At 54.8% G+C, this 9428-nt stretch carries 12 protein-coding genes; 7 read left to right on the forward strand and 5 right to left on the reverse strand.

The window, feature by feature from the left end:
- Positions 1 to 386: 386 nt before the first annotated feature.
- Together PN477_RS01865 and PN477_RS01870 are read right to left on the reverse strand one after the other, a co-directional pair.
- Positions 387 to 1913 carry a phosphomannomutase/phosphoglucomutase gene (locus tag PN477_RS01865; RefSeq protein WP_272117847.1) on the reverse strand — a complete coding sequence of 509 codons (1527 nt, stop codon included), beginning with the start codon at positions 1911 to 1913 and terminating at the stop codon, positions 387 to 389.
- Positions 1914 to 2172: 259 nt separating this feature from the next.
- Positions 2173 to 2397: a Uma2 family endonuclease gene (locus tag PN477_RS01870; protein WP_272117868.1), complete on the reverse strand. Its 225-nt coding sequence runs from the start codon at positions 2395 to 2397 to the stop codon at positions 2173 to 2175.
- 225 nt (positions 2398 to 2622) lie between these two features.
- Here PN477_RS01870 and PN477_RS01875 point away from each other — a divergent pair, with 225 nt between their 5' ends.
- A complete protein-coding gene (locus tag PN477_RS01875) occupies positions 2623 to 3138 on the forward strand; it encodes a DUF2062 domain-containing protein (protein ID WP_272117849.1) in 516 nt (171 codons plus the stop codon).
- 11 nt (positions 3139 to 3149) lie between these two features.
- Here the strand turns inward: PN477_RS01875 and PN477_RS01880 are convergent, their stop codons facing one another.
- From PN477_RS01880 to PN477_RS01890, 3 genes are all read right to left on the reverse strand, one after another.
- Positions 3150 to 3929 carry a photosystem II S4 domain protein gene (locus tag PN477_RS01880; RefSeq protein ID WP_272117852.1) on the reverse strand — a complete coding sequence of 260 codons (780 nt, stop codon included), beginning with the start codon at positions 3927 to 3929 and terminating at the stop codon, positions 3150 to 3152.
- A 61-nt stretch (positions 3930 to 3990) separates the two neighbouring features.
- The gene (gene ruvX / locus PN477_RS01885; RefSeq protein ID WP_272117854.1) at positions 3991 to 4419 is read right to left on the reverse strand and encodes a Holliday junction resolvase RuvX; all 429 of its coding nucleotides are present in this window, start codon (positions 4417 to 4419) and stop codon (positions 3991 to 3993) included.
- A gap of 12 nt (positions 4420 to 4431) precedes the next feature.
- The gene (locus PN477_RS01890; RefSeq protein ID WP_272117856.1) at positions 4432 to 5622 is read right to left on the reverse strand and encodes a GNAT family N-acetyltransferase; all 1191 of its coding nucleotides are present in this window, start codon (positions 5620 to 5622) and stop codon (positions 4432 to 4434) included.
- Positions 5623 to 5900: 278 nt separating this feature from the next.
- On the opposite strand from PN477_RS01890, the gene rpmB reads away from it, so the two are divergent.
- From rpmB to PN477_RS01920, 6 genes are all read left to right on the forward strand, one after another.
- Positions 5901 to 6137 (forward strand): 50S ribosomal protein L28, encoded by a 237-nt coding sequence (rpmB, locus tag PN477_RS01895; RefSeq protein WP_072619413.1) that lies wholly within the window; start codon positions 5901 to 5903, stop codon positions 6135 to 6137.
- A gap of 154 nt (positions 6138 to 6291) precedes the next feature.
- On the forward strand, positions 6292 to 6498 hold the full coding sequence (locus PN477_RS01900; protein WP_272117858.1) for a DUF3285 domain-containing protein: 207 nt from the start codon (positions 6292 to 6294) through the stop codon (positions 6496 to 6498).
- Positions 6499 to 6503: 5 nt separating this feature from the next.
- Complete coding sequence (gene ybeY, locus PN477_RS01905; RefSeq protein WP_272117860.1) at positions 6504 to 7025, forward strand: rRNA maturation RNase YbeY; 522 nt, start codon at positions 6504 to 6506, stop codon at positions 7023 to 7025.
- 267 nt (positions 7026 to 7292) lie between these two features.
- Positions 7293 to 7709, forward strand: a complete 417-nt coding sequence (locus PN477_RS01910; RefSeq protein ID WP_272117862.1) for a diacylglycerol kinase — start codon at positions 7293 to 7295, stop codon at positions 7707 to 7709.
- 65 nt (positions 7710 to 7774) lie between these two features.
- Positions 7775 to 8386, forward strand: a complete 612-nt coding sequence (locus tag PN477_RS01915; RefSeq protein WP_272117864.1) for an anthranilate synthase component II — start codon at positions 7775 to 7777, stop codon at positions 8384 to 8386.
- Complete coding sequence (locus PN477_RS01920; protein ID WP_272117866.1) at positions 8383 to 9156, forward strand: MBL fold metallo-hydrolase; 774 nt, start codon at positions 8383 to 8385, stop codon at positions 9154 to 9156. Before PN477_RS01915 ends, PN477_RS01920 begins: the two co-directional genes overlap by 4 nt.
- The last annotated feature ends 272 nt before the right edge of the window (positions 9157 to 9428 follow it).

Below are 9428 nucleotides of genomic sequence, written 5' to 3' on the forward strand. Positions count from 1 at the left end.
ACGGGGGATTCTTGCTTCATTGGGTTTGTCTAGTCTCAAGTCATCTCTGTCTTGAAACCCCGTCCAGATTCCCCTCCACAAGCATCTGTTTAACGTCCACTGAATGTCCCGCAGCAGACAACAAAAACTTAGTTATGTTTTGATTTCTCCTTCATAAACTATGCCGCCCCTGTGATCAGGTATTTCTTTTTGGTCGGACATTTTATCTGGTGAGAACCACCAATCTTGCCTCTCTAGGCACACTTGGGTGCGTCGGCCTTGCGATTTTAACACAAAACTGAATTCAGTCGTCTCCCGTTGGTCGGTTTATTTGTGGGCAAAAATTCATCTCACCGCTAACCTAACGGTGTAGCGGGAGTCCTCTTTTTGCATTTAAGATAGCTGCATTATGACTGCAACGGTGTTAAATCTAGCGCGTCAAACTGTTGGAGAAAGTCCAACAATCGCGCTTGAATTTTCGCCACGCCGCCCGTCACATTGGTTTCCACATTGAGGGGAATCACCGGATCATGGAGCGAAAGACGGAGGAGAAACCAACCCGATTCGGTGGGAGCAGTGCAGGTGACTCGGACACCTTCATGGTTTTGGGGTGCGATCGCCCAATCCGGTTCGGCTTCCGCATGAGCCGTCAACGCCGCGATCACTTCATTACCGTAGGCTTTAAAGTCATCGGCATGGATTTTGAGGCGAAATTCTTGGCTTTCGGCGGGTTCTTGCAGTGTCGCGATCAAGTCCGTCACGGGGCGATCGGCCAACTTCGCCCGCGCCAACTCTACCAAGACCTTACTCACCAAATAGGCCCCATCATCGAGCCAGTGGTTTTCTCGCATCGCCCCATGGCCCGACGTTTCAATCGCCAGCCAGGACTCCTCTCCCGTTTCATTGAGCCGCATCGCCTCATTAATCACATTCTTGTAGCCCCGTTTAAAGCGGTGATGCGTCCCCACTAAATCCTGCTCAATAAAGCGCGTCAGACCGTCGGAGGTAATCGAATCCGTCACCACCGTTGATCCCGGATGTTCCCGCAGGGTAATCGCCGCAATCAACGCGATCAACAGATTCCGATTCAACTCCCGCCCCGTGGCATCCACCGCCGCCCCCCGATCCACATCCGTATCAAAAATAATCCCAAAATCCGCCTGATTTCCTGTCACTGCCGCGCAAATGGCCGCCATCGCGGTTTCATCTTCGGGGTTGGGGATGTGGTTGGGAAACGTGCCATCGGGGTCTAAAAATTGGCTGCCTGTGGTGTCTGCGCCCAAGGGTTGCAACACGTGACTGACGTAAAATCCCCCCGCACCATTACCCGCATCGACGATGATGTTTAAACCCTGGAGGGGGCGATCGTAGTGATCGGGATGGTTGACCCCTTGGCGGATCATCTCCACCAGTTGGGCGGCGTAGTGGCTCATGAAGTCCGTGGGGTGGATTGGGCCGGGGGTGGGGGCAGGGGTGAAGGCGTTGGCCTCGGCGAGGGTAAGAATGGCGGTGATGTCGGGTTTGTTGAGTCCCCCTTGGGCGGTGAAGAATTTGCAGCCGTTGCGGTTGAAGGGGAGATGGCTGGCGGTGAGCATGATCGCGCCGTCGCAGGTGAGGGGGGCGGCGATCGTGCTGGTGAACATGGCGGGGGTGGAGGCGAGGCCGACATCGTAGACGGTGGCTCCGAGACTGGCGATCGCTGTGGTGATGTGGCTCATTAGGTCGGGGCCCGAAAGGCGACTATCGCGGCCCACGGCGATCGCTAATTGATCGCACCCTTTCCCCTGCTGCTCACTGAGCCAGGTGACAAACCCTTGACCAATCCGCGCCACCACTTCCGGGGTGAGGTTGACGGGCTCATCGGGCACACCCTCTAGGGCAACGCCGCGAATATCGGAACCATTTTGCAGTTTTTTCCAAGCGATCGCAGTCATGACAAATTCTCAAGGGGGCCAAATTCGCCCCTAGCCTACCGTGAAATCTGAGCGACCCCCGGCAACCTTAAGCCTTTCTCTACAGGTTTTCGGGTGAGATTTAGCGTTTTTGCTGTGTCATCGCCATCACCTGATCCGCCGTGAGTTCAAGCCCTAACCCAAAGTCTGGTAGCTCATCCCCCCCACCATAGATCATTGGTAAATTCTCCCCTTCCCATGCCCAAATTTGTTGGCGATCGCAGTCAATCAACCAGGCTAATTATGTTCCACAGCGGAGAAAATGGAGGATTTTCGTTTGTAAATCTAAGGTGCTTTGATCACGGGAATGAATTTCAATCACCACCTCTGGAGCGCCGTTAAATGGCCCGTCCTGATCCCCTAGGCGTTCTGAAGCGATCGCCACAATATCAGGCACGGGTGAATAGGGGGGAAGAATACAGCGCAATGCTTGAATGGCTTCAAACCCAGCGGCGCGATCGTTGATGTGATTGACTAAATTACAATTGGTTGAGGATCGCGAGTTGAAATTGCCCTATCTTCGATCCCAAACGGCTCTTGGTGTTGATTTTGCACAATGCTTGATCTCATCCGACTTCATCGTGCAGTGGCCTAAGCTCACAACTTGCAGGGAAACTGAATCAATGGGGATCGCATGGGGAGGAACACTATCGGTACAATTAAGAGATGTCGGCTCCAGGTGACACAATTTGTGACCAAGACCATTTCTAAACTTTCATCCTGTCGTCCCCGCCGCTCCTGGTGGCGGAAGCAGGTTCATTACTACTACTATCAGATCCTACGGCTGCGGGGGACACCGAAGGCGATCGCGCGGGGTGTGGCGATCGGGGTGTTTTTCGGCTGTTTCCCGTTTTTTGGGTTGCAGACGCTGCTAGCGGTGGTGGGGGCGACGCTGTTGCGGGGTAATCGCTTGACGGCAATGGCGGCGACTTGGATTAGTAATCCGCTCACCTATGTGCCGATTTATGCGTTTAATTTCCATGTGGGTCAGGAGATTTTGCGGGTTAAGGATGTTGATCTCTCAACGATTGACTGGACTTCGTCGGATTTGTTTTATTTGGGGTGGAAATTTGCGCTGACCTTGGGGGTGGGGTGTTTTGTGGTGGGGACGATCGCTGCTGTCCTCAGTTATTGCCTCACGATTCCCCTGGTGCTCCGCCTCCGCAAATCCCGCCACCAGAATCGCCCAAAGTTGCCCCGTCGTTAGGGGATGGCCCGCTAAACTAAGCGGGTGAGTTGGATGCGGTAGCGTTGCTTTTTCGTGATCGCCACTTCGCCCACTTCGAGGCGACCTTTGCCGCGCATGGCGATGAGATCCCCGGCTTGGACGGTGTGGCTGGGTTGGGTGATGTCTTTCCAGTTGACGCGCACATCACCGGAACTGATCGCGTCGGACATTTTGCTGCGGGACATGCCAAATCCGGCAGAGGCGATCGCATCCAGCCGCATTGAGGCTTCAACGGTGGTCATTTCCTTGCGTTTGGGGGGGCGAATTTTGAGGGCTTCCAGGGGGATGGGTTGGGTTTTCACGGGTACGGATCGCACTTGCACCAGGCTTTGGCAGAGGAATTCCACCAATTCCGGCACGACGATCATCTGTGCGCCCCGTTCACCGAGCACAACAATATCCCCCACTTTTTCCCGCACAATCCCCGTGCCGAGGATCGAGCCGAGAAAATCCCGATGGGTCGCCGGGTCAAAGAGAAAATTTCCCGCCACATCAAGGGCGGCGAGTTCGACTTGGCTGGGGTCAAGGGGCAGTTCGGATCGAGCGATCGCCAGCCGTTGCCGTTCTGCCTGGGGATAGCCACCGCCTGCGCTTAACTCAATTTCCGTCAGCTTGGCAAAGGCGCGTTGAGCCTCGATTAAGACCGGCGGCGAGAGAAAGTCTGTCATCACCACTTCCCAGGTGCGCAGGGCTTGTTCCGCTTGGTCAATCACACGAGTCACAGCATCGCGATTTTCAACACCTTTGAGGAGATCGTCTTTAGGCAACATGATGGTTGAGAAAATTTGAGCACCAATATAGGGTATCGCGCTGTCAAACGACGTGACCGAGTTAGGGCGATCGCCGCCGTTGGTCGAGCCAGGTTTGTAAAATAATCGCGGCGGCCTTGCGATCGATCAGTCCCTTGTTTTGACGGATCGAGATCCGCTGGGCTTCCATTTGGGCCTCCGCTTCGAGGGAGGTGAGCCGCTCATCCACATAGTCTACGGGGAGTTGGAGGGCCTGAGCGAGACGTTGGGCGTATTTTTGCACCTGTTTGGCTTGGAATCCGATCGCTCCATCCATGGTGTAGGGCAACCCCACCACAAGCTGCTGCACCTGCCGCTCTGCTACGAGGGACTGAAACGCCGCCACATCTTGGGCGAAGGAATGGCGGGTGATCGTGGTTAGCCCCGTGGCAATCAGCCCCAGGCCGTCACACCCGGCGACTCCAATCCGTTTTTTGCCCACGTCCAATCCTAAGGCGGCAATCCGTTCCATGGTGGCAGGGGCTTAGGCTTGGGTTTCGGGCGGGTTCGGGCGGGATGAATCGGTGCGATGATCCCGTTTGGGTAGGAATTTAGCCCAGGACATCCGGGTGGGGATGGGGGTGCGGGCGGGTTGGAGTCCGAGCATATCGGGAAGTTGGAGGCCTTCGAGGGGCTTGGTTTCCCGCAGCTTGTGCCACACGGAACGCGACATCAGGAGGGTGTGTTCAATGCGCTCGGCTCCGAGGTGCTCGAAGTAGTCTTCGCGCTCGGTTTGATAGTCGGTGGAGGTGATGTGGAGGGGAGTGCCGGGGACGGTTTGGGCGACTTTGGCGATTTGGGACATCAGTTCAGGGTAGAGCCAGGTATAGGCGGGATGAACGGTGAGGAGGGCTTCGTGGGGGCGATCGCCGTCCCGATGGAGGGTGAGGGAAAAATGCCCGATCGCGGCTTTCCGCTGGGGTTCAAACACATAGCCACTCACCACTTCTGTTTGGTTAATCCAGTTGTGGATATTGTTGGCGATCGCACTCCAGAACGGCGTTTTAAAATCTTCGACATGGCGATCGAACACCTGACGCAACAGGGGCGGCATCGACACCGTATCCAGTTGATAGAGCAACTGAGCATCGGCATTGCTCACCGGCAGCAGGTTCGGCAGGGAGGGTTCATGCTGGGCAATGCGTTGCAATACGTCCGGGCTGATGTTCCAGTTGGTGACTTGGGCCAGGGGTTGAAAGCCATTTTGCCGATAGAGGGCGAGGGTTTGCTTGTCCTGGATATTCACCTCTAACACCCAAGTGCGAGCTTCCCACAACACTTCAAAACAGTGGCGGAGGAGGTGTGAGCCGGTATTTTTGAGGTTTAAGCCGCTATTAATCGCCGCTGCTGCGGCATCAAACATCACTTGCTCAACGCGCCAGGTGGTGCGAGTCCGGTTGCAGGGCATGACATGAATCAAGCCGCACAGTTGGCCCTCTTGCTCGGCCACGTAGATGCAAAACTGATGTTGGGTCAAGTTGGGAAAAAGACGCAGCACATTCAGCAAGCCAAACCAATGCTGAAATTGGTTGAGTTTACGATTCAGACTTTGCCACTCCCGAAGTTTGGAGTCATCCCACACCCGTTGTGCCAAGGTTGCGATCGCTTCCACATCCCGCAGTTGAAGGGGACGGATGGTGGGGGACGCATGGCCAAAGGGGGTGCGAGATTTCATATGCAGCTCACCAAAAATTGAGACATTAAGGAACCAATGTTGCTCCGATCTTAACCTAATATTCCCTGATTCCCTAGGTTTCCGGATCGGTAAGGCAGGGAAGTCGCCGCCTGGGATGGGGTTCAGCCTCAGGACGGGGGATCTGTGCCGTCAACTGTTCGAGGGGCGATCGCCCTGGGGAGTCAGGAGATTTTCACCCTAACCTGGGGATTTTCAAAGTCTGATATACAATTGAAGATCGCGGCTCACCTGACGATTTTTAGGAGGTCTTGGTAACCATGGCACGTCGCTGTCAAATCACGGGCAAAAAAGCTAACAACGGCTACGCTGTTTCTCACTCACACCGTCGCACGAAGAAATTGCAAGAAGCAAACTTGCAATGGAAGCGGATTTGGTGGGCAGAAGGGAATCGCTGGGTACGGATTAAATTATCCACGAAAGCGTTGAAAACGGTTCAAAAGAAAGGATTACACGCCGTTGCTAAAGAAGCAGGTCTTAATCTTAATAAGTTTTAATGATCTACCTTGGCGGGTAGATCATCTTGAAGGGAAACGGATTTGCGAATCGGTTTCCCTTCTTGGGTCGAGGGCAGCGATCGCACCCCTGAATCCGAAAGTTCCGTGATACTGTGAAGTTATATTGCAAGTTCGAGCAACAGCATCCGAAATCATGGAAGAGTCTGCATCCCAAGTCACGCCGGAAACCAGAGCCACCGATGAACCTGCGGCCGATGCTCCGGAAGAAGAGCAAGCCAGTTATGTGAAGTTAGCCATGCGGAACATGGTGCGCAAAAAGGGCACATCCCTAACACATTTTTTCCTTTCCGCAACGGGTCTGTTGGGGCTGCTGATTGGTTTAGCCTATTTAACGCGCTAGGGGTGATGGAGTCTCAGCCACCGATGACAGTCACCGTCAATCTTCAGGATGATGGGGGGTATGGTGCGATCGCCCCAGAACAATGGTCACGCTGGATTAGCCATTGGTTCGTCCAGCTTACCCCCGAACTCCCCCCCGCCCCCAGTTATGAACTGAGCCTACGGTTCACCGATGATGCTGAAATTCATCAGCTTAACGCCCAGTATCGTGCCATGGATCGCCCCACCGATGTACTGGCTTTTGCCGCCTTAGAACAAACATTAGCCTGGTATCCCCCCGATGAACCCGTGGATCTCGGCGATGTGATCATCTCCGTCGAAACGGCACAACGGCAGGCCAAGACCCAAGGCCATGGGCTGGATCGAGAAATCCTGTGGCTCGTGAGTCATGGTGTTTTACATCTGCTGGGCTGGGATCATCCCACTGAGGCGGACTTAGAACAGATGCTAGCCCAACAAGAGGCATTGATTGAATCGCTCCAACATCTGCCCGGCCGGGATTTATCCACCCAAGAACACCGCATCTAAACCGGGTTTGGGAGTTGAATGTCATGATTTTGTTGCTCAAAAACCACGGGAATCGCCCTAGGATGCTAAAACTGTGGACAGCGATCAGGAATAGGACTTTAACAATTGTCTTCGGTTCACTGGGGTACAGTGCGACGATCATCCCGCTGCCCGGTTCTGTTTCTGTTTCGTGTTCCGTGCCGCTTCCCATGAACAGCCATGACCCTCAACTCCCATCGTCCTCCCCAATGCGACGTAACCCCCGTTGTTCCCTCGCTTTACGCTGTGATGCCCCAACGTAGTTCCAACTCTCGCCCCCTGGCCTGGCAAATTGCCCCCAATTTGTGGGTGAGTTTTCGTTATGCTTGGGCGGGGGTGATCTACGCCTTCAAAACCCAGCGCAATTTTCGGATTCATACGGGAATTGCGATCGCTGCGATCGCCTTAAGTGTGGGATTACAGATTAGTCGGGTGGAAATGGCGGTGGTGGCGCTCACCTGTGCCCTGGTGATGGTGTTGGAATTGGTCAATACGGCCCTCGAATCGGTGGTGGATTTGACCGTTGAACAGAGCTATCACGAACTGGCGAAGGTGGCGAAAGATTGCGCGGCTGGGGCGGTGTTAGTGGCGGCGATCGCTTCTATTTTTGTCGCCGGGGTGATTCTGTTGCCTCCCCTGTTTGCGGCGATCGTCCCCTTGTTCTAACCTCGACAGTCTCGACAGTCTCGACAGTCTCGACCTTATTTACGCTGACGAAAGGAGTACCGTTTTTGCTACTGGTTATTGATAATTACGACAGCTTCACCTACAACTTGGTGCAGTATCTGGGGGAATTAGCGAGTGAATTTCCCGTCGCGACCGATATCCGCGTCTATCGTAACGACCAAATTGACCTTGACCGGATTGTTGCGATCGCCCCCGATGGCATCGTCATTTCCCCCGGCCCCGGCCGCCCCGATGATGCGGGCATTTCCGTCCCCATCATCCAAACCCTAGGGGCACAGTTTCCCATCCTAGGCGTTTGTTTAGGGCATCAGAGTCTGGGTCAAGTCTTTGGCGGTACGGTGGTGTCTGCCCCGATTTTGATGCATGGCAAAACCTCCGAAATTCACCACACCGGCCAAGGTGTTTTTCAGAACCTCCCCAATCCCTTTTCAGCCACTCGTTATCATAGCCTTGTGGTTGATCGCCAAACCCTACCGCCCACGCTCGAAGTGACCGCCTGGGTAGACGACGGCACGATCATGGGACTCCGGCATCGGGACTATCCCCACCTTGAAGGTGTACAATTTCATCCCGAAAGTGTCTTAACCCCGGTCGGAAAAAACCTCTTGCGGAATTTTCTTGCCGCTCTCCATCCTCAACCTGCAAAGAATTCATGAAGCGAAGCACCTTTCTCCGTTACCTAGGGGCCAGTACCATTACCACCCTCGGCCTGAGTCAAGTCTCAGGTTCCCCAGCCCAAGCCCAAGGCGCAGGCCTATCGATGCGCTGGTATGGTCATACCTGTGTGCTGTTTACGGGCGGAGGGAAACGGGTGTTAGTGAATCCCTTTCGTGCCCTCGGTTGTACCGCTGGGTATCCTGTCCCCAATCCGGCCGTGGATTATATTTTGATGAGTAGCCGCCTTTTTGATGAAGGCGCACCCGCCGCCGATACCCCCGGAAATCCGCGTATTTTGTTCCAGGCGGGAGCCTATACGGTGGGGTCAAGTCAGTTTGAGGGGATTGCGATCGCCCACGATCGCAACGGGGGCCGCCGCTTCGGCACCAACGTCGTCTGGAAATGGCAACAGGGCGGCGTGAATATTCTCCACCTCGGCGGCGCGGCAGCCCCCATTGAGTTTGAGCAACGAATTCTCATGGGGCGGCCTGATATTCTCTTTGTCCCCGTTGGCGGTGGCCCCAAAGCCTACAACCCCCAAGAAGCCCAAGCCGCCATCCAAACCCTCAACCCCAAAATCGCCGTTCCCACCCACTACCGCACCAACGCCGCCGATGCCGCCGCCTGCGACATCACCAGCCTCGACACCTTCTTAAGCCTCTATTCCCCCGACCAAATCCGCCGCTTAGGCAGTCAAACCCTCTCCTTGAGTGCGGGCAGCTTACCCAGTGACGGAACCACGATCTACGTTTTTCGTGACCCCGTCTAGGAGCGATCGCCCAACGCCATAGCGTGCAGACAAGCAATCTGCTCCCCTCCGGTGGCATCCTCAGCCGCTTGATTGCTGCCCCCCAGGGCCATGGCAATAAACTTTATCAAAAAAATGGGTTTAAAACCTCGTCGGTAGTGCATTTTAGTGCAGGCTAGAGGAAAAGATAGGGGCATCTTGCTCCGCCAGCTTCTCTCTGATGCCCCGATTGTACTCATGGATGAACAGCCATATCGCCCCAATGTGGTTCTCCACCTTTTTCGAGAACGACA

The organism is Spirulina subsalsa CS-330 (genome assembly GCF_028330765.1).
GTDB classification, from domain to species: domain Bacteria; phylum Cyanobacteriota; class Cyanobacteriia; order Cyanobacteriales; family Spirulinaceae; genus Spirulina; species Spirulina subsalsa_A.

What these genes read in the sequence shown, in the direction of transcription:
- PN477_RS01865 (WP_272117847.1), bottom strand. Translation starts at nt 1,913, where the DNA reads ATGACTGCGATCGCTTGGAAAAAACTGCAAAATGGTTCCGATATTCGC.
- PN477_RS01880 (WP_272117852.1), bottom strand. Translation starts at nt 3,929, where the DNA reads ATGTTGCCTAAAGACGATCTCCTCAAAGGTGTTGAAAATCGCGATGCT.
- ruvX (WP_272117854.1), bottom strand. Translation starts at nt 4,419, where the DNA reads ATGGAACGGATTGCCGCCTTAGGATTGGACGTGGGCAAAAAACGGATT.
- PN477_RS01890 (WP_272117856.1), bottom strand. Translation starts at nt 5,622, where the DNA reads ATGAAATCTCGCACCCCCTTTGGCCATGCGTCCCCCACCATCCGTCCC.
- rpmB (WP_072619413.1), top strand. Translation starts at nt 5,901, where the DNA reads ATGGCACGTCGCTGTCAAATCACGGGCAAAAAAGCTAACAACGGCTAC.
- PN477_RS01900 (WP_272117858.1), top strand. Translation starts at nt 6,292, where the DNA reads ATGGAAGAGTCTGCATCCCAAGTCACGCCGGAAACCAGAGCCACCGAT.
- ybeY (WP_272117860.1), top strand. Translation starts at nt 6,504, where the DNA reads ATGGAGTCTCAGCCACCGATGACAGTCACCGTCAATCTTCAGGATGAT.
- PN477_RS01910 (WP_272117862.1), top strand. Translation starts at nt 7,293, where the DNA reads ATGCCCCAACGTAGTTCCAACTCTCGCCCCCTGGCCTGGCAAATTGCC.
- PN477_RS01920 (WP_272117866.1), top strand. Translation starts at nt 8,383, where the DNA reads ATGAAGCGAAGCACCTTTCTCCGTTACCTAGGGGCCAGTACCATTACC.